Annotated in this window: 24 protein-coding genes; 14 read left to right on the top strand and 10 right to left on the bottom strand. The window is 40.2% G+C overall.

The genetic code is table 11. The features are described from left to right. Window positions 1-31 precede the first annotated feature (31 nt). From yycF to AAIB49_RS08875, 5 genes are read left to right on the top strand one after another with little or no spacing between them, the layout of a single operon-like run. A complete protein-coding gene (gene yycF / locus AAIB49_RS08895) occupies window positions 32-736 on the top strand; it encodes a response regulator YycF (protein ID WP_343457859.1) in 705 nt (234 codons plus the stop codon). A gap of 5 nt (window positions 737-741) precedes the next feature. Beyond that, window positions 742-2571, top strand: a complete 1830-nt coding sequence (walK, locus tag AAIB49_RS08890; protein ID WP_343457858.1) for a cell wall metabolism sensor histidine kinase WalK — start codon at window positions 742-744, stop codon at window positions 2569-2571. Then, window positions 2568-3887 (top strand): YycH family regulatory protein, encoded by a 1320-nt coding sequence (locus AAIB49_RS08885; protein WP_343457857.1) that lies wholly within the window; start codon window positions 2568-2570, stop codon window positions 3885-3887. The genes walK and AAIB49_RS08885 overlap by 4 nt, the downstream gene beginning before the upstream one ends. A 7-nt stretch (window positions 3888-3894) precedes the next feature. Then, window positions 3895-4800 (top strand): two-component system regulatory protein YycI, encoded by a 906-nt coding sequence (locus tag AAIB49_RS08880; protein WP_339217697.1) that lies wholly within the window; start codon window positions 3895-3897, stop codon window positions 4798-4800. 6 nt (window positions 4801-4806) lie between these two features. Beyond that, on the top strand, window positions 4807-5592 hold the full coding sequence (locus AAIB49_RS08875; protein ID WP_339217699.1) for an MBL fold metallo-hydrolase: 786 nt from the start codon (window positions 4807-4809) through the stop codon (window positions 5590-5592). Window positions 5593-6302: 710 nt separating this feature from the next. On the opposite strand, the gene AAIB49_RS08870 is transcribed toward AAIB49_RS08875, so the two are convergent. Then, window positions 6303-7202 carry a nuclease-related domain-containing protein gene (locus AAIB49_RS08870; RefSeq protein WP_343457856.1) on the bottom strand — a complete coding sequence of 300 codons (900 nt, stop codon included), beginning with the start codon at window positions 7200-7202 and terminating at the stop codon, window positions 6303-6305. Window positions 7203-7320: 118 nt separating this feature from the next. Here AAIB49_RS08870 and AAIB49_RS08865 point away from each other — a divergent pair, with 118 nt between their 5' ends. Continuing rightward, complete coding sequence (locus AAIB49_RS08865; RefSeq protein WP_343457855.1) at window positions 7321-8502, top strand: S1C family serine protease; 1182 nt, start codon at window positions 7321-7323, stop codon at window positions 8500-8502. A 238-nt stretch (window positions 8503-8740) separates the two neighbouring features. Here the strand turns inward: AAIB49_RS08865 and AAIB49_RS08860 are convergent, their stop codons facing one another. Further along, window positions 8741-9256: a DoxX family protein gene (locus AAIB49_RS08860; protein ID WP_343457854.1), complete on the bottom strand. Its 516-nt coding sequence runs from the start codon at window positions 9254-9256 to the stop codon at window positions 8741-8743. A gap of 178 nt (window positions 9257-9434) precedes the next feature. Here AAIB49_RS08860 and AAIB49_RS08855 point away from each other — a divergent pair, with 178 nt between their 5' ends. Both AAIB49_RS08855 and AAIB49_RS08850 read left to right on the top strand, forming a co-directional pair. Continuing rightward, entirely contained in the window at window positions 9435-11150 is a 1716-nt protein-coding gene (locus AAIB49_RS08855; RefSeq protein WP_343457853.1) for an ABC transporter ATP-binding protein, read from the top strand. 331 nt (window positions 11151-11481) lie between these two features. Further along, complete coding sequence (locus tag AAIB49_RS08850; protein WP_339217704.1) at window positions 11482-11697, top strand: hypothetical protein; 216 nt, start codon at window positions 11482-11484, stop codon at window positions 11695-11697. 139 nt (window positions 11698-11836) lie between these two features. On the opposite strand, the gene AAIB49_RS08845 is transcribed toward AAIB49_RS08850, so the two are convergent. From AAIB49_RS08845 to AAIB49_RS08810, 8 genes are all read right to left on the bottom strand, one after another. Next, on the bottom strand, window positions 11837-12682 hold the full coding sequence (locus AAIB49_RS08845; RefSeq protein WP_343457852.1) for an alpha/beta fold hydrolase: 846 nt from the start codon (window positions 12680-12682) through the stop codon (window positions 11837-11839). Then, window positions 12679-13155, bottom strand: coding sequence for a DinB family protein (locus AAIB49_RS08840; RefSeq protein ID WP_343457851.1), 477 nt, complete (start codon window positions 13153-13155; stop codon window positions 12679-12681). The genes AAIB49_RS08845 and AAIB49_RS08840 overlap by 4 nt, the downstream gene beginning before the upstream one ends. Window positions 13156-13220: 65 nt before the next feature. Continuing rightward, entirely contained in the window at window positions 13221-14210 is a 990-nt protein-coding gene (locus AAIB49_RS08835; RefSeq protein WP_343457850.1) for a phosphotransferase, read from the bottom strand. A gap of 117 nt (window positions 14211-14327) precedes the next feature. Beyond that, complete coding sequence (locus AAIB49_RS08830; RefSeq protein ID WP_343457849.1) at window positions 14328-14819, bottom strand: GNAT family N-acetyltransferase; 492 nt, start codon at window positions 14817-14819, stop codon at window positions 14328-14330. 18 nt (window positions 14820-14837) lie between these two features. Continuing rightward, window positions 14838-15242 (bottom strand): GNAT family N-acetyltransferase, encoded by a 405-nt coding sequence (locus AAIB49_RS08825; protein ID WP_343457848.1) that lies wholly within the window; start codon window positions 15240-15242, stop codon window positions 14838-14840. An 18-nt stretch (window positions 15243-15260) separates the two neighbouring features. Beyond that, window positions 15261-15845, bottom strand: a complete 585-nt coding sequence (locus AAIB49_RS08820) for a histidine phosphatase family protein (RefSeq protein ID WP_339217710.1) — start codon at window positions 15843-15845, stop codon at window positions 15261-15263. Window positions 15846-15865: 20 nt separating this feature from the next. Further along, window positions 15866-16249 (bottom strand): nucleoside 2-deoxyribosyltransferase, encoded by a 384-nt coding sequence (locus tag AAIB49_RS08815; protein WP_343457847.1) that lies wholly within the window; start codon window positions 16247-16249, stop codon window positions 15866-15868. A 12-nt stretch (window positions 16250-16261) separates the two neighbouring features. Next, window positions 16262-16804: a GNAT family N-acetyltransferase gene (locus tag AAIB49_RS08810; protein WP_186871181.1), complete on the bottom strand. Its 543-nt coding sequence runs from the start codon at window positions 16802-16804 to the stop codon at window positions 16262-16264. A gap of 177 nt (window positions 16805-16981) precedes the next feature. Here AAIB49_RS08810 and AAIB49_RS08805 point away from each other — a divergent pair, with 177 nt between their 5' ends. The 6 genes from AAIB49_RS08805 to AAIB49_RS08780 all read left to right on the top strand — a co-directional run bounded on the left by AAIB49_RS08805 (window position 16982) and on the right by AAIB49_RS08780 (window position 21594). Continuing rightward, the gene (locus tag AAIB49_RS08805; RefSeq protein WP_343457846.1) at window positions 16982-17497 is read left to right on the top strand and encodes a GNAT family N-acetyltransferase; all 516 of its coding nucleotides are present in this window, start codon (window positions 16982-16984) and stop codon (window positions 17495-17497) included. Window positions 17498-17509: 12 nt separating this feature from the next. After that, window positions 17510-18580, top strand: a complete 1071-nt coding sequence (locus tag AAIB49_RS08800; protein ID WP_343457845.1) for a hypothetical protein — start codon at window positions 17510-17512, stop codon at window positions 18578-18580. A 486-nt stretch (window positions 18581-19066) separates the two neighbouring features. Then, the gene (locus tag AAIB49_RS08795; protein WP_343457844.1) at window positions 19067-19351 is read left to right on the top strand and encodes a hypothetical protein; all 285 of its coding nucleotides are present in this window, start codon (window positions 19067-19069) and stop codon (window positions 19349-19351) included. A gap of 162 nt (window positions 19352-19513) precedes the next feature. Next, on the top strand, window positions 19514-20647 hold the full coding sequence (tnpB, locus tag AAIB49_RS08790; RefSeq protein WP_343457843.1) for an IS200/IS605 family element RNA-guided endonuclease TnpB: 1134 nt from the start codon (window positions 19514-19516) through the stop codon (window positions 20645-20647). 135 nt (window positions 20648-20782) lie between these two features. Continuing rightward, window positions 20783-20989, top strand: a complete 207-nt coding sequence (locus AAIB49_RS08785) for a bacterial transcriptional activator domain-containing protein (protein WP_343457842.1) — start codon at window positions 20783-20785, stop codon at window positions 20987-20989. 140 nt (window positions 20990-21129) lie between these two features. Then, complete coding sequence (locus AAIB49_RS08780) at window positions 21130-21594, top strand: CotD family spore coat protein (protein WP_343457841.1); 465 nt, start codon at window positions 21130-21132, stop codon at window positions 21592-21594. Window positions 21595-21724 lie beyond the last annotated feature (130 nt).

The following is a 21724-nucleotide window of genomic DNA, read 5'->3' as shown; positions in this document are numbered from 1 at the left end:
TAATGAATAAAGAAGAAAAGGATGTGTTAATATGGCACAGAAAATTTTAGTAGTAGATGATGAACAACCAATTGCAGATATATTGAAATTCAATTTAGAAAAAGAAGGCTATGAAGTAGTCGTGGCAAATGATGGTGACGAAGCAATTAAATTAGCTGAATCAGAAAATCCAGATTTAATCTTATTAGATATTATGCTACCGAATAAAGATGGTAATGAGGTATGCCGTGAAATCCGTAAAACGAAAACAATGCCTATTATTATGCTAACAGCTAAGGATTCTGAAATTGATAAAGTATTGGGTCTGGAATTAGGTGCAGATGACTATGTTACCAAGCCATTCAGTAACCGAGAGCTAATTGCCCGGGTAAAAGCCAATCTTCGCAGACAACAGCAAGTACCGGAAGATGATACAAGAGAAAACAAAGATATTACGATTGGATCCCTTACGATTCGCCCGGATGCCTATACGGTGTCACGTGATGGAAAAGAAATCGAGCTAACCCACCGCGAATTTGAACTATTACATTATTTAGCACGCCATATCGGGCAAGTTATGACCCGAGAACATTTACTTGAAACGGTATGGGGCTATGACTACTTTGGTGATGTTCGTACGGTCGACGTAACCGTAAGAAGACTAAGAGAAAAAATTGAGGAGAATCCAAGTAACCCAGCGTGGATTGTGACACGACGTGGTGTTGGATATTATTTACGTAATCCTGATCAGGAGTAGGTTTTATGCATAAAGTCGGCTTTTTCCGTTCGATACAGTTAAAATTAATCCTTATTTATATCTTGCTAATCTTATTAGCCATCCAGATTATCGGTTCTTATTTTACTACTTCCTTGGAAAGAGAGCTAACGTCTAACTTTAAGAGCTCCATCGATGGCAGAATCGAAGTGTTAAGCCATTATTTACAAGAAGCTTTTAACAAGGAGCGCACCGATGAAGAAGAGCCAACTATCCAAGAGGATGTCCAGGGGATTATTGGCGATATCGAAACCGATAGCTCGTGGAAAAATCTAATCGTTGTCAATAATCAAAGTAAAGTGTTGGCTACAAACAATTATAGTCAGCAGGATAAGATTGGCAAAAAAGATACGCGAGACATCATTCAAAAAGTATTACTTTTCTCCGATGAACAGGTTCAGGATAGAAAAGATTCAGATGGGAATCGTATACACGTTCAGGCAACCCCCTTATTTGATAACGAAGAAAAAATGGTCGGTGTCATTTATTTAGAAGCATCGTTACAAGACATTTATGATCAGTTATCGGAAATCAACCAAATTTTTTATCAGGGGACAATATGGGCGATATTAGTATCTGCCATACTTGGAATATTAGTGGCTAGAGCCATCACAAAGCCGGTTATGGAAATGCGTAGGCAGGCCCAAATTATGGGGAAAGGTGATTTTACGCAAAAGGTTAATGTTTATGGTACCGATGAAATCGGGCAGTTAGCCATCGCGTTTAATGATTTAAATGATCAGCTAAAACACTCCTATGCGAAAACAGAAGAAGAAACGAGGAAATTAAACTCTGTTATTGAAAATATGTCTGACGGGGTAATTGCAACTGATGAGACGGGTGCTGTAACCTTAATGAACGAGCCAGCGGGTATCCTTCTAGGGGTGAATCCAGAAGAGATATATGGCCAACGAATTATGGATGTATTAAAACTAGATGAAAAAGTAGTAGACCCATCGGAATTACCGGAAAATGGCTCCATGATTATTGACTTTAGTGAAGACGATGATATTTTCCTCATTCGGGCGAACTTCTCAACGGTAACCGATGAGGATGATGAAGTTACGGGCTTTATTACGGTAATTAGTGATGTTACCGAACAGGAAAAAATAGAACAAGAGCGTCGAGAGTTTGTATCGAATGTATCCCATGAGCTAAGAACACCATTAACAACGATGAAAAGCTATATGGAAGCATTAATAGATGGCGAGTGGAAAAATGAAGCTATCGCGCCTAGATTCTTGGAAGTAACACAAAACGAAACAGAACGCATGATTCGCATGGTCAATGATTTATTACATCTTTCTAAGATGGATAATAAAGAGCATCAGCTACAAAAAGAACGTACCGATTTTATCCAGCTATTCCATCATGTTATTGATCGATTTGAAATGAATTCGCCTGAGCATATTGAGATTGTTCGGGAATTACCAAATGAAAAGCTCTTTGTCTGGATCGATCAGGATAAGTTAATCCAGGTCATTGATAATATCATTTCAAATGCTATTAAATACTCCCCTGAGGGTGGCAAGGTTACTTGCCGCGTAATAAAACAAAGACATCAAATCTTAGTTTCTATTACGGATGAAGGTATGGGAATTGCTTATGACAAGCTGGAGAAGATTTTTGAACGATTCTACCGAGTGGATAAAGCACGTACGAGAAAGCTTGGCGGTACCGGATTAGGTCTTGCTATCTCGAAGGAATTAGTAGAAGCACACCACGGCAGAATTTGGGCAAAAAGTAAAGAAGGCAAAGGAACGACGATATTATTTACGCTCCCGCTAATGGGTAAGAAGCGGAGGAATAATTCATGAAGCTAGAAGTAATCAAGACATATATTTTAGCTATACTAGTCGGAATTAGCCTTATTCTGTCCTATAGCCTGTGGAATTATAATCCGGATAAAGAAACGTTAGAGGAAGAGCAATTATTAGATCCAAACGAATTAGATTTAGGTGGTACGACGGAAACTAGGAACTCACTCGTGGTGCCTAGTCAAATGATTTTTAGTAAATATGAAAATAATTACTTTAGTTTTTCCAATCCAGAAGAGAGTACGAAATTATTTCAGGATATGACCTCGTGGGTTCTGTACAACTTCCGTATAACGGAGGCAAATGGAAGACCGAATGTAACACAGGGATATTTAGTAGAATTAATTTTCCCAGAAGCATTACCGATGGATGTCATTCCGTACTTTTTTACAGTAAATAATCCGGATGAATTTCTGGTTCCAGAAAATGGGAGTTTTGAACGGGTTTATGTCACGTTTAATGAAAGCGAACAATCGATGACATTTAGCTTTCTTTCGGTGGATGGAAAAACACAGCTACGAGCAGATGTAAATAATGCTCAAAAATACGATCTATTATATAGTACTATCTCGAACTTAACCGATTTAGAAGAGTATACGATGCTAGAGTCTGAGGACTACCCGATCTTTGTTCCGATAGAACCTAGTAATTTAATGAAATATGATCTAAGGATCAAAAAATTGCCTTATTCTGTTTTAAAGAATGCGTTATTCTTAGATCCTTCAGCGGTCATAGAGAATGTTACAGCAGATCAGACGCTTTGGTATCAGGATGGTCCTAGATCAATGCAAGTTTTTAATCAAGAGAGTAGTATTCGAAGTATGGAATTCATTTATGCGCAAGCAACTAGAAATCCGATGACCGCAATAGAGATATTAGATAAAAGTATTTCCGAGATTAACGGGTTCAATGGTTGGCCAAATCAGTATCACCTAGAGAATATTGACACGCTATACAATGACATTCAGTATCTGATGTACTATAAGGGGTATCCTGTTTTTCACCCAGATAATGTTACGATGATTGAACAACGGTTAACGAGTACGGAGATAATAGAGCACAGGCAACCATTATTTTCTATTTCTTATGTAGTAGAGGGAGAGGAATATAGAATCCCTTCTGGTAAAAAGCTAATTAATTGGTTGAAGGGTGAGGATTCCATTTATTCATTGGCTGATATTCAAGATATTAAAATTGGGTATCGACTAACCCCTCTTTCTGATATAGCGATTAGTTTAACACCTGCTTGGTACGTTAAAGTTCATGATAGGTGGCAGCAAGTAAATCTAGACGATAACCTACCTAGAAAGGAGTGAGTTAAGGATGCAATGGGGTCAAATAAAATCATTATTTATCCTTTCCTTCTTACTTCTTGATATATATTTGATCGTTTTAGTCGTGCAAAAGCAGGATGATGTAAGCTTATTGGAATCGACGTCAACAGAGGAACAAGCATTTCTGGAAATAGAAAACATAACCATTCCAGAAAATTTACCTGAATCGGTACCGAATGAATCCTTAATGGCTACAGAGCCAAAACAATTTACCGAGGATGAAATAGCGGAAATTACCACTAGAGAAGATCAGGATGTGGTAGTTGTCAATGATAGATTTATTCTTGCCTATTTAAAAACGCCTTTTGCTGTTCCAGAAAATGCTAAAGAGGAAGAAATAGAACAATTGCTTGCTAGTACGGTATACTTAGGGGATGAGTATACGTTTGATTCTTGGGATAGTGATCGGAATGTGATGATATTCTTTCAGAAAAAGGATACTCGCACCATTTACTATAATCAAAATGGCATGATCCTCGCCTTCTTAAATGATAACGACGAAATAGTTGGCTATATGCAAACCTATTTGGGAGAACTGGAAGTAATCAATGCGGAAGAGTCGGTAGTAAAACCTCTATCTGCGATTCGAGAGCTATATAATAAAAACGCATTATTTTCCAATGAAGAAGTGACAGGTTTTGAACTTGGTTACCATACATTTTTCCCTTCTGATAGTGGACGTCAAGTACTAGTTCCAACATGGAAATTTACGATCAATGAATCTCGTAGTCGTTTAGTGGACGCATTTGAGAGAAAAGTTATTCCAGTTAACAATGAATTTGTCGATAATGTAATCAAATTAAGTATCGATAATACGTTAGCAATTGCAGGAGATGAAGATTTTAAACAGGAAATGCTAGACTTAATGTCTAGCAAATTAGAGCAATCGGAGTGAATCAACATGGCATTACGTTTTAGTGTCCTAGCATCCGGGAGTACGGGAAATGCTTTTTATATCGAATCAGATAAAGAGAAGCTGTTAGTGGATGCGGGCCTGAGCGGAAAACAAATGGACAAGCTCTTTAGCGATGTTCACGTTTCACCGTCAGACTTATCCGGGATTCTCGTCACACATGAGCACAGTGATCATATTAAGGGATTAGGGATTCTAGCGAGAAAGTATAATCTACCAATCTATGCAAATGAAAAAACCTGGAAGGCGATGGAGGGCTCCATCGGTAAGCTATCGCTCGACCAGAAATTTATATTTAATATGGAAGAAGTAAAAACATTCGGTGACATCGATGTGGAATCATTCGGCGTCTCTCACGATGCAGCAGAGCCGATGTTTTATGTCTTCCGCAATAACGGGAAAAAGGTAGCACTGGTTACCGATTTAGGATACGTATCCGAGCGAATTAAGAAAACCGTAGAAGGTGCCGACGCCTACATCTTTGAAGCAAATCACGATGTCGGCATGCTCCGCATGGGCCGTTACCCATGGAGCGTCAAACGCCGTATCCTAGGCGACTCCGGCCACGTATCGAACGAAGACTGTGGACTAGCTTTAACAGATATTATTGATAACAATACAAAGCGAATTTACCTCGCACACTTAAGTAAAGACAACAACATGAAAGACCTCGCCCGCATGTCAGTAGGAAACATCTTAGAGGAACGAGGCATAAAGATAGATTTACACGATACCGACCCAGCCGTACCAACAGCAATGTTTGAAGTTGGGTAGGATTGGGATTTGGGTTTGAGTTTGGTTTGGGAGAGCGACCGGGGTCGGGCGCTCTTTTTTTTGTGTGGATGGGATGGAGGGGGGCAGTTGGTGCCCTTATTAGGTTGAGTGAGCGTTAAAAGGTAATAGAGAGAAGCTGTCAGTGCCCTTTTGTGGATGGGAGCGGGGATAAAGGTAACAGAGGAAGAGTGTCAGTGCCCTTTTTCAGTTGGGCGAGCGTCAAAAGGTAACAGAGGGAGAGTATCAGTGCCCTTTTTCAGTTGGGCGAGTCGAAAAAGGTAACAGAGGGAGAGTATCAGTGCCCTTTTTCAGTTGGGCGAGTCGAAAAAGGGAACAGAGGAAGAGTGTCAGAGCCCTTTTTCAGTTGGGCGAGTCAAAAAAGGTAACAGAGAGATAGTATCAGAGCCCTTTTTCAGTTGGTCGAGGATAAAAAGGTAACAGAGGAAGAGCATCAGAGCCCTTTTTCAGTGGAGTGAGACGAAAAAGGTAACAGAGAGAAGCCGTCAGTGACCATATCAGGTTAAGCCGAGAAGAAAAGGTAACAGAGGAAGAGTATTCCGGGTAAATATCTTCAAAATAAGCGTTATCCATACCTTTTTTAAGCTAACGAACACATACGAGCAGTCTGAGCTCATTCTCCTTTTCTGGTGAGTTAATCTCCCTAAAGAAAAAAAGTTCAAAAGGGAGTAGTTAATCCCTTTTGAACTAAGTTACTGATAGTAAGACCATCGGTTGACGTGTATTAAAGTATATTCTTTTGTTAATATTCTTCTGAGTTTTTTCTTAGAGGTGGTGATTCTGCACCAATCGTAGATAAGGGGAATGGTGATTTTTTTATTTGGGAATAGCAATCTTAACTCCTCTACACTTCGTAAAACGGCATCGTCGATGAACTCCGTGTGATTACAATGAGAACAAATACAATGTTTACCTTCAACTCCAAGTTTGATCCTCCCACAGACTTTACAGCTAACACCCTTTTTCAGCTCCTCATATTCATACTTTGGTAACTTGGAATAAGGAGAATCCTTCAAATGAAGGGAAGCTAACTTTTTGGCAAGTGCAAGATGTTTGTTGGTTAGCCGGGATGAGATGGTATTAAGTTGTTTTATGTGTCGCTTTAGTTGTGTAGGAAAAATGATAGGTTTATCAGATGGTGCGTGATACATGGTGAACTCGGGGTTTATAAAAACAACGGAAGTATGGAGTGTGAAGTTCATTCCGAGGGTCTGGAGTAATTGTCTAAGGAGGGTTTCGGTTCTGTTGAGCTGGGTAAGTGGATTTGCGATTTCGAGTTTATGTCGGTAAATGCGGTCTGTATCGTAGTAAAAATCTCCATCGTAATTTTTGATTTCATACAAGTAAATTCTGTCGGCAATAATCAGGGTATCAATTTGAAATGTTGTATGGTTGACCTGGAGTAATAAATCATTCAATACATAACAATCTAGATCCAGCTCTCGCGTCACGGCATCAAACATCACCTCTCCTTCAAAGCCTTTTTGCAAATGGAGTAAATACTGTTTGTCCTTCTCTGATAACTCCATTCTGTTCTGCAAGATTTCCAGGACTGCTAGTTCCACTGGTTTGGTTCGTTTTTTATATTCCATATGCCACATCCTTTCTACTAAAAATCTATTATATTTCCTTGCTAAATGCAACCTCATGTTTATTCCAATCAAAACAGAACATAATAAAAACTGGAATTCGATATAAAGGAGCTATTATATGGGTTACTACGATCAACATTATCCACCGAATCCCCATCGAAGGAGAAAAAATAATTGGCTTCCTATTTTGCTCGGTGTTGCTATTGGGGTGCTAGTGATGGCGATAGCGGTTCCGAGAATCCAAGAGATGGGGCAAGAGGATAATAACCATACGAATATGGTAAACAACACGAAGGAACAGCTCGTTTCCTTAGATATTTCCACGCGCATCACAGAGGTGGTGGAGGTTGTGTCGCCTACTGTGGTTGGGATTACGAATCTACAGCATAAGGCCGATTTTTGGGAGCAACAGCAGGAGAGTGAAGCGGGAACGGGATCTGGGGTAATTTATAAAAAAGATTCCCGCTATGCGTATGTCGTCACCAACCACCATGTCATTGAGGGGGCGGATGACATTGAGGTGATGCTCAATGATGACACGGTATTACAGGCCGAGCTTTTGGGAGCGGATTTGTTCTCTGATTTGGCGGTATTACGGATAGATGGGACTAATGTAGACCGGACGATCGAGCTTGGATCAACGGAGAATTTAAAGGTTGGAGAGCCTGTTATTGCGATTGGCAATCCGTTAGGGCATATGTTTTCTGGGTCTGTGACGCAAGGGATTGTGAGCGGGACACAGCGGACGATACCACAGGATTTTAATTTAGATGGTCGAGCAGATTGGCAAGCCGAGGTTATTCAGACGGATGCAGCGATTAATCCTGGTAATAGTGGTGGTGCCTTAATTAATATGGATGCCAAGCTCATTGGTATTAACTCGATGAAAATTAACCAGGAAGCGGTTGAAGGAATAGGCTTTTCCATCCCAATTGATACGGCAAGGCCCATTATGGATGAGTTAGAAAAAACCGGACAAGTAAAACGACCATACTTAGGAGTAGAAATTTATTCGCTTGAAGAGATCCCTAGAATGGAATGGTCTGAGACGCTAAATCTTCCAAGTAAAGTGGAAGGTGGAGTGTATGTGTGGAGTGTGGAGCCGCGCTCACCTGCAGATCAAGCAGGGTTAGACCGACTGGATGTTATCACCCATCTAGATGGAAGACAAATCATGAATATGATTGATTTACGAAAAATCCTGTACCAGGAAAAAGAAGTCGGGGATGAAATTCAGGTGACGTATTACCGAGAAGGTAAGAAAATCGAAACAACGTTAACATTAGATGTACAGCGATAAGGACAGAAAAAGGCATCTTGATTCCAAGTGAAGAGTCAGGATGCTGTTTTATTCACAGCTAAGTTTCATGTTTTCTGTGTAAAGACTCACAACTTATCCCCATTTTCAAAAAGTTATTCACAAATTATGTGTATAAATCAGGGTGCACTCTATATTTTGTGTCAAATAAAATCGAAAACACAAAATATCTGCGAACATTTGTGCATATGTGGATAAAAATGTGTATAACTTAGCAAAACTAAGTTGATAATCTGTTAATATCTGAATTTCCTCTAAAACTTTTTCCCGGGACATGCTTGATTAATAAAAGAAGCAAAATAAGAAGTACAATATCTAGCCGAGCTTGGAAGGCAAAAGCAAGAAAACCATCTACCGCTATCAACGGAAGTTTTGAATAATAAATCGCCCCCACCATAATTACGAGCAAAGGCATGCTTGCTTTTCGAACATACATCCCACCCGCTATTAATGCCCCGCAGCCTAATTCGATAATCGCTACTAGGAATAAGGTCGTTTCAGGAAATGGGACACCTAGAGAATGAAAGGTAGCTCGAAAATCGGTATTGATTAACTTCATTACCCCAGAAGTAATAAACACATAACCAACCGCGTAACAAAGCCAGGTTGCCATATTCAAGGACACTTTTATCGGAATCTCCCCCTTTACGAGATGATACTCCCTACAATGTATGCGAAAAGGTGGACAAAATTGACAAGTAATCAAAAGTTTCACTTCTTGAAAAATTCTAATCATAACATTTTCCTTCTGGTGAACAAAAATGTATAGTATAAAAAGAGACTGAATTGAGAAACGCTGATTCTATAGTGTTTTGTTTATGGTAGATAGGAAAGAATAGGAATCCTTTCCGACTGCTAAGAAAAACTCCTAGAGTGAATGGGCGTTTATCTAATAACAGAAGGAAGTGCAACAGATGTTAAGACGTTTTTTCTCTTACTATAAGCCTCATAAAAGGCTTTTTATTATTGATTTTACTTGTGCGGTGTTTGTAGCTATTTTGGAATTAGCCTTTCCAATTGCCGTACAGCAGTTTATCGATAAATTACTCCCTACTGAAAATTGGGATATAATCGTGCTTGTTAGTGTATCGCTATTAGCGGTTTATTTATTAAGTGCGTTTATGCAGTATGTCGTGACCTATTGGGGTCATAAGCTTGGTGTCAATATTGAAACCGACATGCGCCAGGATTTATTCCAGCATGTACAAAAACAGTCATTCCGTTTTTTTGATAATACGAAAACAGGACATGTTATGAGTAGAATCACCAATGACCTTTTTGATATCGGGGAATTTGCCCACCATGGACCAGAGGATTTATTTATCGCATTTATGACATTTGTTGGTGCATTTACCCTAATGTTCAATATTAATTTCCATTTATCGGTTATCATCTTGATTATCGTTCCGATCCTCATTTGGTTAATTACATATAGTAATATCAAAATGAATCAGGCTTGGAAATCCATGTATGAAGAGATTGCAGAGGTAAACGGACGTGTGGAAGACTCTGTTTCTGGTGTACGTGTTGTCCAATCATTTACAAATGAAGATTACGAAATGAACCGTTTCACAAAAGATAATTACAACTTTAGAAAAGCAAAGGTTGGCGCTTATAAAATCATGGCATTTGTTCATTCCAACATTTACATGATGATGCGGTTAATTGTTTTAATTGTTTTAGTTTACGGTGCATGGCTAACCTTTAACAACCATATGTCGTATGGGGAATTAGTAAGTTTTATTTTATTTACGAATGTATTGTTTAACCCAATCAATAAAATTAGTGCCTTACTTGAAATGTATCCAAAAGGAATGGCAGGATTTAAACGATTTATTGATATTCTTGATACAGAGCCGGATGTGCAGGATAGACCAAATGCTAAGCCAGTGAAGAACTTAAAAGGCTATATCTCTTTCCATAAGGTCACCTTTGGCTATGAGAAAACCCAAGGCCCGGTAATAAAAGCAATGAATTTCCATATTAATGCAGGAGAGACGGTCGCTTTTGTTGGTCCATCTGGGGCAGGAAAAACAACGATCTCTTCCTTAATTCCACGTTTTTATGATGTGGATAGTGGGCAAATTACGATTGATGGGATAGATATTCGCGATATGACGAAGCGATCCTTACGTGAGCATATTGGGATTGTGCAGCAGGATGTGTTCCTCTTTACTGGTACACTGCGTGAAAATATCGCCTATGGTAAGTTAGATGCAACAGAAGAGGAAATTCGCGAAGCTGCGAGACGAGCACACTTAGAAGAATTCATAAATGAACTACCAGACGGGTATGATACTCAAGTTGGAGAGCGTGGTTTGAAGCTATCCGGTGGTCAGAAACAGCGGATTGCAATTGCTCGGATGTTCTTAAAGAATCCACCAATTCTAATTCTGGATGAAGCAACGTCCGCATTAGATACGGAAACAGAAATGATTATTCAACAAGCATTAAATGATTTAGCCAAAGATAGAACGACACTAGTTATTGCCCATCGACTTGCGACCATTCGCAATGCAGATCGCATTATGGTCGTGACAAAAAAAGGAATCGAAGAAGAAGGAACACATGATGAATTAGTGAAACGAAATGGTGTTTTTGCTAATTTGCATAAAGTACAAATGCATTAAAGCGATGAGAAGATTTGCTACGGAAAACGGGCAAATCTTCTTTTTTTACAAGGTAAGATAGTATAAAGTCAAAGCGGTCTAGCTCCGGTCACTTCTGACTAGCAAGACTTCCCCCACCTCCGTACGATAAGTCAACATCTGTTTCCTCTAGTCACCGGGTATCCTTTATCGCTACAGTTAAGTCTAGTCCATACGTCGCTACGTGGTCGCGCTAAGCTTTTCCCATGACCCGAGGGAATCAGAGAAATACTATCAAAATAGTTTCAAACCATTCTTTAATCGTTTAGACTAGTAGTAGATGGAATTTCTTTACGGAATAGGAGGTTGTCATATGGTAGCTGAAAATAACAGCTCGACTAAGTTTACGGTGTTAGCCACTTTTTTTAATTGTTTACTTTTTATCGTTTCAGTAGTAGGTATCATCTATGTAGCCTTTCTAGAAAATCAGGATGTTAATAAATCACTCTTTTACATTACGTTCGGATTGTTGACGATGAGCTTTGGAGGACGATTCATTTTGAACATCTTATCGCTAAGAAAAGGATAACGTGTAGAAATCCCAGGGGATCATGTTAGCTACTAGGTACTAGTAAAGTATGTCCTGTTTACTGCACTAGTACCTAGGGTTATAGGTGTTCCATTGCCTTGAACCTCTAAAGGAGATGCTCGATACTTAGTCATAATCCCTATTTTGAAGCCGTAACAAATCCTATAACAGCCTTCTTAAATTCTTCTGGACAATCAAGATATGGATGGTGTCCACTATCTAATGGTTGAAAAATCGCATCTTTAAAATCAAACCCCTCTTGATGGTCCGGTCCAATCGCATGATCATATTTCCCCGATAATACTAGTACAGGTTTAGCTATGAGTGGTGTAAGCTTTTTAAAGTCTTGAAAATACTCCTCAGAAGAAAAAATATGCTGCTGGAAATCTGGTTGGGTGTCTAATTGAGCATCTATTTCATCCATTTTTTCCTTATCCGCAATAGACTGATATTGAAGCATATAAAATAGATTCTCCTCCATTAATTGCATGACGGTGGAAAAGAACGTATCTACTAAATCGGGGGTACGATATTCCTCGGCATTAATGCTGTCCTGCTCTAGCCCAAGTAGTTCCCGTCCTTTCTGAATCTGATGTGCAAAGGATTCCTTCATATGCAATGTCCCATTAGAAAGAATAATCCCTTTCACTGCATTAGGGTATTTCAGTGCATAGTTCATGGCGAGCAATGCTCCAAAGGAATGCCCCATCACATACCATTCTTTTATTTGTAGCTCCAATCGGACCTCCTCCAAATCCAGGAGTAGCCGGTCCAATGTATAATCTCCATTCTCTGCTAAGTCAGACCGTCCGCACCCTCGTTGATCTAAATAGACTAGCTTTAGATCCTTATGTAGTAAATCCCCTGCAAGATGCTGAAAGGATTTACTCCAATATCCAGGCCCGCCATGAAGATATAGACATGGCATGCCAGTTCCTTCTCGTTCAACATGTAGATTTACGTCATCACTCGTTTTTATCATCATGTTGCTCTTTCCTCCTTAAATAATCCCCGAAAAATCACATTGGCCGACACAGGCTTCAGATTGAGCTCTCTAGCCCAGATCGATAGCTGGCCGATATGATGAATTTCATGTGCAATAATATGATGGAGAATTTCATTGCGTGTAAAACTACCTTCCATCCAAGGCGCTGTAACACGTTCATGAGAGATTGCCTCATCGGATTGTAAAAAGCCCTTTATTTCATCCCGACGTTGGTGAGATAATTCTCTAACCTGATGAACTTCCCCGTAGCTGCTGAAATCCAACGGGATATCCTCCTTTTGTTGCATCGCACGGACCCAGCTATATTCCACATCGATAATATGTAATAACGTATGGAGGATATTGTGATGTCCCCCAATCCGTTCTTTTAAAAGTTCTTCTTTAGTGAGTTGTTCACACCAGGTAAACCACTCATCCCGAACCTGCCAATTATATTGAAAAAATGTATACATTAGCGTAACTTCCTTTCCTTTCTGATTCGACAACGTATGTCGATATTTCCCGGGAAATGGGAATGCTATATTCCTTCTAACATCTCATCTAACTCCAGAAGATGTTCGGAAAGCCAGAACATTTCCTGTATAAATCGTTTCGGTGGACCTTGACGAACATCCATCTTTGCATCCAACCACCATTCACTCTCTAAGTACCATACTAATATTAAGGCATCCGTAATAAACCGAACTCCAGTCGGATAGAAATGGCCATACCCTTGGACAAAGGCTTTTACGCCGTCGATACGAAGCGAATCGTCATCCAATGCCCCAGAGAGAACAGCCCGTCCGACTTCCAATAGAAGATGGTCAACGTCCATTCGGTCAAAATCAAGTATTGCAGACAGATGACTATCTTGGAATAATAGATTATCTACCCATAAATCGCGGTGACACCAGCCTATAGAATCAAGCTGAAGCTGATCCAATGGAAAAGCTTCCGTCAACTTCAATTGTTTCTCTATGATCGGTAAGAGTGCTATTTTCTTAGCTTGATCAATTTCCTCATATATCTTATTCCAATAGGTAATCCGTTCTTCTTTAGTAGGAGGGAGGAAAACGGGTTTTGCTTTAGGAGGTAAACTCCCATCGTTTAATAAGGAATGCATTTTTCCTGTGTAAAATCCTAAATAGTATAGTTGCTCATCGGTTAACTTACCGGGTGAAGCTAACTGACCTGAACAGAATTCCATCATGATAAATTGTTCGCCACTTGATGTTTGGAAGAAGACCTCATCCTGATTTGAAACTAATTCGGGACAAGGGAAGCCAAGGTGATGGAGACGGTTTTGTTGGGTGAAAATTTGTTTGAGCTGCGGAATCGAATACTTTTTCAATCGGTCTTTGTTATACTGCTTGAGTAGAAACTCCCCTTGATCGGTGTGGACTTTCCATTTTAAATTTAACCAACCTCGTTTAATCGGTTCAGCCTGGAAGAAGTCGATAGGAAACCGGGAGCGGACGGTATCCAATATTTCTTCTAGTAACGCATCTTCGGATAGGATATTTTTCATGGGAAACACCACTTTTCAGAAATTTTCTATTATTAATTATAAACTAGTTTCAAAGCAAAAACAAGAACATATATTCGTAAAAACTAAAAAACCAGTGACCCATATCAGGTCCTGGCTCTACTTTAATTGATATTGAATTAGTTGGGTATCCACACCTAAATAGCTATCCGTACCAATTCTACTAATTTCTTTAAACCCTAGTCGCTCCAGCATTTTGCGAGAACGGGTATTGGATTCGTGGGATTCTGCATAAAACGTCGTAATCCCGAAGTTCTCAGAACCATAATCGATCATCTTCCTACAGGCATGATACCCAAGTCCCTTTCCCCATAAACGACGCTCTCCGATAGCAATTCCTAATTCCGCCGCATTGTCCGCAATTTTGGCCAAATCTGCGTAACCAATGAGCTGGTCCTGCCACGTCACCCCTAGGCGAACAAATTTATTCGTATTCCCGTCCACACAATGCCTCCACCACTGATATAATTCCTCTGGGTCCCGGTGAAGCGCCCATCCATTAAAAGAGCAAAATATATCATCCCTACTCCAGCGAAGGACCGTGTCGTAATCAGCTAAAGCGAGTGGGCGTAATTTTAATTCTGTTGTCATAGAAAAGTTCTCATACCGTTAACTACCAGACTGACGGCCATAGTTTCGTAGTATCATAGCGGTAGACTTTTGCATCCCGAATCGCTCATAATAAGGGACTAGGTCATCGTCACATGCTAAATCAATCATATAAAGATGGTTTAAATCACTTAGCATGTGCTCCACCAATTTGGTGCCAATCCCCTTCGCTTTGTATGCAGGTAGAACTTCAAGAAGCGGAATATAAGCGGAAAGAATGCCATCACTAATGGCGGTAATAAAACCAACCACCTGATTTTGCTCCTCATCAATTGCTATCACGACATGACTATTTTTTTCTAACAAGCTTAAATGGGTCTTCGGACTAGGTGGGTTGGGCCAGTCGACAAAGAACCCCTGCAACATTTCTTCCGTTATTCCTTCTAGGGAATTAGTATATTTCATAGGATTCACTCCAATAAGTTAAGCCTTCGTTATTTGTTTTAAATGATCGATTCGATTATAATCCTGGATTACCCAGTTACTATCCTGCCAATAAATCGTGGAGATGCTCGTATTCTCAATTTTTCTTCCGGAAAGATTGAGTTCCGTCTCGGAAAGATTGGATAGGATACGATAAATAACAGCACCATGGGCAACTAACAATACCCGTTTATTCGGATGCTTTTGGCGAACCTTTTCCAAGCCATTCATTACTCTTGTGGAGAAAGCTTCTAATTCCTCCTGATTCGGATACTCATGATCAGGATAAAGCTCATTACGCTCATCAAATGTTAGTCCCTCAGCATCACCAAAGTGACGTTCCGCAAAATCCTCCATCACTTCAAAAGGAAGCCCTAAGTACTGATTGATGATCTCTGCTGTTCGCTTTGCTCGTTGTAATTGACTAGAAATCACTACATCATAATCTTCCGGCTTTAGTGCAGCACCACAAAGTGTTGCCTGCTGTTCACCTTTATCATTTAGCGGTATGTCGGTTTGACCTTGCATTCTTTTTTCCGCATTCCAATTTGTTTCCCCATGTCGTACTAGATATATCGTTGTCACTCTATTTCCTCCGTCTCTATCTATTTCTCGATTGATACGATAGCATCGATAAAGGAATCAATGCTCCCATTATGATGCTGAATACCGTCTACATAGTAAAAGGTCGTAGCTGTAGCCGGGTTTATTTTTTCCTTGGAATACAGATGAATCTCCTTCTGCATGCCAAGTGCTATCCCAAGCTCCGTGTGTGTCCCCTTTCCACCAGGAAGAAGCACCAACACAACATCACTTTCCATAACTGCTTTCCATTCAGCAGTACCAATATCGCGCAACTTAGTTTCAGTTGTTGCCCGTTCATTTTTCGTCCAGTCATATATCTGATGATGCCCCGCCTGTAAGAGACGATCGCGAACATATTGGACTAGCTTTCTATTTTCCAATCCAGATGCAAGGTAAAACTTCATACTAATTTCTCCTTAATAGTCCCATTCCGATGCGAGCATCCCGTATAGGACGAGGTCTACATAATGGTCATACAACCATTCTCCTTGGCGAATCCTTCCTTCTATTTGGAAGCCTAATCGCTCGGGTATTGCCCGGCTTTTGACATTTTCAAAGCCTGCTCGTATTTCAATTCGATTTAAGTTTAGCTGGTTAAAGCCATAATCGATCATGGCCGTTACTGATCTTGTCATAATCCCGTATCCTTGGAAAGGACTCCCTAGCCAGTAGCCAATAATGCCAATACGGTTCACCCAGTCAATGGTATTAAAGCCAACCATCCCAGCAAGTCGCCCACGGTAAAATATCCCTACTATTAATCCACTTCGTTCCTCAAATATAGCCCAATTCGCTTCGATAAATTGTATCGAATGATGAATCGTAGTCGTACTATCGATCCACCCTAGCCATTCTCGTAATTCATCACGAGAATAATTTATTAAATGCAACAGTTCTTCGGCATTACGCTTATCTAATAACCCTAAGGTAATTTCACCATCCACATCAAATGAAAACAAGCTATCCTCTCCCGTGCATTTATAGTTAATCTTATCATATGTATAGGTAACTAACATTAGAAAAATTCTGTATAGACAAACAAAAGTGGTGAGAAATTGTTATAATAGTCGTATGTATTTTCAGATAAAGGGTATTTAAACTGGTATAAGAATAGCAAAATAGAAAGAGGGGTTCCCGTGAAAATTAGAAAAGCAGTAATTTCAGATGCAGCAGGTATTGCCAAAGTCCATGTTGATAGTTGGAGAACAACCTATCGAAAAATTCTCCCGGAGTCATTCTTGAATAATTTATCCTATGAGAAGCGCACAGAACTATGGAAGAACAATATTGCTCGAGAAGATAATTATGTATTGGTAGCGGAAACGGATGAAGGAGAAATTGTTGGATTCGCTGATTGTGGGAAGAGAGAGGATAATCATGTTCCGAACTCCGGAGACATTACGTCGATTTATTTGCTAGAAGAATACCAAGGGATGGGAATTGGAATCAAACTACTTACCCAGCTTTTCCAGCATTTACAGCAGCTAGGCTATAAGAAGGTGTTTGTGGAAGTGTTAGAGGCAAACAGCAGCCGTTATTTTTATGAACGCTATGGTGCTACGCTAGCGAAAACGGAGAAAATTAAAATGGCGGGAGTAGAATTGAATCTATTAACCTATGAATGGAATGATTTAGGGAAGGTTCTTGCGTAGAGGGATGACATTATGGAGTTATATGAGGAGTTTTTGAAGGTTACGGGGGTGTTAAATCAGAGGTTATCCATTACCCCTGTCTTGTATGGTTCGCTTGGATTGCAAAGAGCGACCAATTATAAGCTTAATCCAGAGGATATTGATATTCTAGTGCCCCAGGTCTTTTTACAGGAGAGGTGGCAGGAACTTCAATCAACCTTAGCGAGTATAGGCTACCAATTAGTAGACGAGAATGAGCATGAATTTAAGAAAGACTCGGTTAACGTTGGGATTGCTTATATTGAAGATTTAAAGCCTTTCGCTGGTGTAGACTACTCCAGCTTAGAGATAACAAATCATCATGGGGCGCGATTCTACATGTTAAGTCTAACCGATTACCTGAAGGTCTATCATCAATCATTACAGGACGGATATCGAAGGACAAAGAAAAATAAGAAAGACCAGCAAAAGCTAGAGTTGCTTGGTGGCAGGATACAAAGAGAGGATATGCTAAAAGAGCTAGTTCATAACTGGAAGCACTATTGTAATAAGGATAGTTTTATCGGAATTGGCTCCACGAGAAAGGCATATCGTGTATTGGATTATGTCATCAAGGTAAATCTTCATCCAATTGGTTATCAACAATCCAAAGCAGAGTATGACATCTATCAGGTAATGGAAGAACGTGGTCTAGCTGAATTATTTGCCGAAACGTATTATGTGGACGAAGCAATTTCAATTCAAAAATACTATAAGCAAGTGGAAACAAGAGCTGGCCAGTCCTTTGAAATTGACTTAGAGAAGGATCAGTCTCTATTACCACCAAAGTATGGAGAGGTGCTACACCTATTAGATACCGTGTTTGATAGTTTTGATTTACGAGATAGTAGTAATTATGGTTTAAATGCAGATAACAAGCTTATCTTTATCGATTATGGAATGACCAAAGCTTTATACGAATCGGAATGGGTGCCCCTAGCGGAAGCGGGTGTCCTTCCGCAAATTTACGTTGAACCTTGTATTGTATGTGGCGAGGAAAAGGAACTACGAATGTATGGCGATGATGATTCGGACAAGCGTTGCTATGAGTGTGGGAAGGAATAGGCTGGGGTTATAATTTTTTGGCTTTGGGTACATTTTTTTCGGTATTGGGCTCATGTGCACGCAGACAGGGAGCATCTTGTTATAAATTGGGCACATGTTCTTCGGTTTAGGGCACATCCTCTCCCGTGTCGGTCGCATCTACCTCCACTTTGGGCTTATGTTCTCACAAGAAGGGTCCATGATCTTTGGTATTGGGCACATGTTCACGTAGGATGGGTGCATCTTATTTAATTTAGGGCGCATGTCCTACTTTGTATATTTTCCCTACGTTCCCTATGCTGCATTAGAAATTAATTATTTTATCCTTATTAGCTTTCTATACTTTGTAGGTTAGCATTCCTACTAAGTAAGAAAATAAAATTACTCAAGTCACACTCCATTTAGCCATATCATGACCACCGACAGTAGTCTCACCTACCACACTACGGTATCTTGATAATATATAGTAACGAGATCCGTCTAAATCGAAAAAATGGAGTGTGTAAAATGAGCTATTTTATAAGTTATCTATTATCTGTTACCCTTACATCCTTGTCTTATTACGTGGGGAGTCATGTAGTGAAAAATGGTATAGCACTCTGGAAGGCGTTTGTTATCGGTACCGCTGTTGTAACCCTTGGTGCCCTTACCGAGGCATTTGGTGCGCCTATCTGGCTCATCGTGTTAACCCCATTTCCAGTAGGAATGCTGCTATTATATGTATTCCTGAAGAAGCCATTTCTAAAGTGGCTTCTAACTTATAGCACAATCTTGCTTATTTATCATCAATAGGCGAGATGACTCCCACCTCAAGGAATGGGAAATGAGTAGGTGGGAGATGAATTGCCATCTCTTGTCCGACTATTCAAGTGCTTCCATTCTTCCCTGAAATGACCTATCCACCATGCAACATATGGTATAATAAGGTATCTGATACAGAGAGAGGTGAAAGCAATGCTTATCAAAAAAGCCTACAAATTCCGTATCTATCCAACAAATGAACAGAAAAGACAGATTGCGAAAACCATTGGCTGTTCTCGTTTTATCTTCAACCATTTTTTAGTAAAATGGAACGACACTTACAAACAAACCGGAAAAGGACTGACGTATAACGCTTGTTCTGCTCAACTACCTCAATTGAAAAAGGAATTAAGCTGGTTAAAAGAAGTAGACAGCATCGCAGTCCAATCTTCCCTCCGAAACCTCTCTGATGCCTTCTCCAGATTCTTCCAAAAGCAAAACAAAGCCCCGCGATTTAAGTCCAAAAAGCATCCGGTTCAATCCTACACAACGAAGCAGACCAACGGAAATATCTCCATGGAAGGGAACAAAATCAAACTACCTAAATTAGGGCTCGTTCGCTTTGCCAAAAGCCGTGAAGTACATGGTCGTATCATCAATGCTACGGTAAGACGTAATCCAAGCGGAAAATATTTCATCTCTATACTGGCAGAAACAGACATACAACCATTAGCAAAAACAGAATCCGCTATCGGAATCGACTTAGGCATCACGGACTTTGCGATTCTTTCTGATGGTAGCAAGATTGACAATAACAAGTTTACTTCCAACATGGAAAAGAAGTTAAAACGAGAACAACGCAAACTATCCAGACGTGCTTTGCATGCGAGAAACAACGGAATCAACTTACTCGATGCCAAAAACTATCAAAAACAAAAACGCTACGTTGCAAGATTGTATGAAAGAGTGCTGAATCAACGTGCCGACTTCCTGAATAAGTTAAGTACAGCCATCATCAAAAACCACGATGTCATCTGTATCGAAGACTTGAACACGAAAGGAATGTTGCGCAATCATAAACTAGCGAAATCTATCGCTGACGTATCATGGTCTAGTTTTGTGACGAAATTACAGTACAAAGCGGATTGGTATGGTAAAACCCTGGTGAAAATAAGTAGGGGCTTCCCATCTAGTCAACGATGTTCTGCTTGTGGACATCACACTGGCAAGAAGTCGCTTGCGGTAAGGGAATGGACGTGTCCAGCCTGTCACACGCATCATGATCGAGATGTCAATGCAAGTAAAAATATTCTAGCTGAAGGATTACGAATCGTAGCTTCGGCTTAAACAACCTATAAAACCGTAGGGACTACGGGGATAGCTTGGTAAAGAAGAGAAACCGCTGTTAGTTAAGAAATACCACGAACAAGTACGCTCTGTTCCCAAGAATCCCCCACTTCAAACATCCTGCAAGGAGGTTAAGTGGGGGTAGTTCAAAACATGATCATTCAATTAGATAAGCATAATGAAGAGGCGTATTTTGAATTAATGAAAATGTATGCCAAACAACAAGATAGAATAGCGGTAGCCGAATGTTATTCATCGCTTCAAGAGTCATTACAGCTCGAAATTGGTTCCGAACCAAATGAACAAATTAAAACCTGGTATACAGTATGGAAGAAAAAGTAACTTAATTTGGAACCAGTCGTTATCCCTGTCAGAAAGGGTTTTACTAAACTTTTTTCTCATAAATAGGTTAGTGTCTGATACATGTACTCCTCACTTGTCATAGGTTATTAGTGAACTTATCACAAGAAAGGGGTAAAGTCATGAGACACAGACACAATTGTGGATGTCCAAAATGTGTTGTTCATCCTACTAAGCACAATGTAGTGCATCATTGTACGGAAGAAACGGTTCAACATGTTCATCCCTCTCATACGACAGTGATGAATCATCACCTGATAAAGAATCAACATGTATTCCCACACTCAACTTCTGTTCAAAATACAGTAAATAGTGTAGATATGTATGGAGGTTCGTTTAACGTCCCAGCAGGACCAGGTATGGGTCCAGGCCCAGCACCAGGTCAGGTTGCAGGAGCTTTTGACCCTGGCATGGGAGCAGGCCCGGGAATGGGAGCAGGCCCAGGAATGGGAGTTGGACCAGGCACGGGAGCAGGACCTTGGGGAGCTCCTGGAGCAGCACCAGGTCAAGTAGCAGGAGCATACACCCCAGGCGCTGGACCAGGCTATGGAGCAGGCCCAGGTTGGGGTAAGAAACCTAAGTGCTAATGTAGAAAGAATGAATGATGAGCTAGCAGCGTTGCTGGCTCATTATTTTATGTTTGGTAATGGAAAAGTGAGCGCGTCCACACGATGTCATGGATAGGTCGTTTATTGGACAAGTTAGGATGAGTTCATG

This window comes from Ornithinibacillus proteolyticus, assembly GCF_039581225.1.
In the GTDB taxonomy this organism is placed as follows: domain Bacteria; phylum Bacillota; class Bacilli; order Bacillales; family Amphibacillaceae; genus Ornithinibacillus; species Ornithinibacillus massiliensis.
This window is presented reverse-complemented; position numbering and strand designations above follow the sequence as displayed.

Bases quoted from the DNA above. Each gene is read 5' to 3' on its own strand.
- yycF (WP_343457859.1), top strand. From the start codon at position 32: ATGGCACAGAAAATTTTAGTAGTAGATGATGAACAACCAATTGCAGAT.
- AAIB49_RS08780 (WP_343457841.1), top strand. From the start codon at position 21,130: ATGAGACACAGACACAATTGTGGATGTCCAAAATGTGTTGTTCATCCT.
- AAIB49_RS08850 (WP_339217704.1), top strand. From the start codon at position 11,482: ATGGTAGCTGAAAATAACAGCTCGACTAAGTTTACGGTGTTAGCCACT.
- AAIB49_RS08875 (WP_339217699.1), top strand. From the start codon at position 4,807: ATGGCATTACGTTTTAGTGTCCTAGCATCCGGGAGTACGGGAAATGCT.
- AAIB49_RS08825 (WP_343457848.1), bottom strand. From the start codon at position 15,242: ATGAAATATACTAATTCCCTAGAAGGAATAACGGAAGAAATGTTGCAG.
- AAIB49_RS08880 (WP_339217697.1), top strand. From the start codon at position 3,895: ATGCAATGGGGTCAAATAAAATCATTATTTATCCTTTCCTTCTTACTT.
- AAIB49_RS08830 (WP_343457849.1), bottom strand. From the start codon at position 14,819: ATGACAACAGAATTAAAATTACGCCCACTCGCTTTAGCTGATTACGAC.
- AAIB49_RS08815 (WP_343457847.1), bottom strand. From the start codon at position 16,249: ATGAAGTTTTACCTTGCATCTGGATTGGAAAATAGAAAGCTAGTCCAA.
- AAIB49_RS08865 (WP_343457855.1), top strand. From the start codon at position 7,321: ATGGGTTACTACGATCAACATTATCCACCGAATCCCCATCGAAGGAGA.
- walK (WP_343457858.1), top strand. From the start codon at position 742: ATGCATAAAGTCGGCTTTTTCCGTTCGATACAGTTAAAATTAATCCTT.
- AAIB49_RS08860 (WP_343457854.1), bottom strand. From the start codon at position 9,256: ATGATTAGAATTTTTCAAGAAGTGAAACTTTTGATTACTTGTCAATTT.
- AAIB49_RS08800 (WP_343457845.1), top strand. From the start codon at position 17,510: ATGGAGTTATATGAGGAGTTTTTGAAGGTTACGGGGGTGTTAAATCAG.
- tnpB (WP_343457843.1), top strand. From the start codon at position 19,514: ATGCTTATCAAAAAAGCCTACAAATTCCGTATCTATCCAACAAATGAA.
- AAIB49_RS08845 (WP_343457852.1), bottom strand. From the start codon at position 12,682: ATGATGATAAAAACGAGTGATGACGTAAATCTACATGTTGAACGAGAA.
- AAIB49_RS08870 (WP_343457856.1), bottom strand. From the start codon at position 7,202: ATGGAATATAAAAAACGAACCAAACCAGTGGAACTAGCAGTCCTGGAA.
- AAIB49_RS08835 (WP_343457850.1), bottom strand. From the start codon at position 14,210: ATGAAAAATATCCTATCCGAAGATGCGTTACTAGAAGAAATATTGGAT.
- AAIB49_RS08855 (WP_343457853.1), top strand. From the start codon at position 9,435: ATGTTAAGACGTTTTTTCTCTTACTATAAGCCTCATAAAAGGCTTTTT.
- AAIB49_RS08840 (WP_343457851.1), bottom strand. From the start codon at position 13,155: ATGTATACATTTTTTCAATATAATTGGCAGGTTCGGGATGAGTGGTTT.
- AAIB49_RS08885 (WP_343457857.1), top strand. From the start codon at position 2,568: ATGAAGCTAGAAGTAATCAAGACATATATTTTAGCTATACTAGTCGGA.
- AAIB49_RS08795 (WP_343457844.1), top strand. From the start codon at position 19,067: ATGAGCTATTTTATAAGTTATCTATTATCTGTTACCCTTACATCCTTG.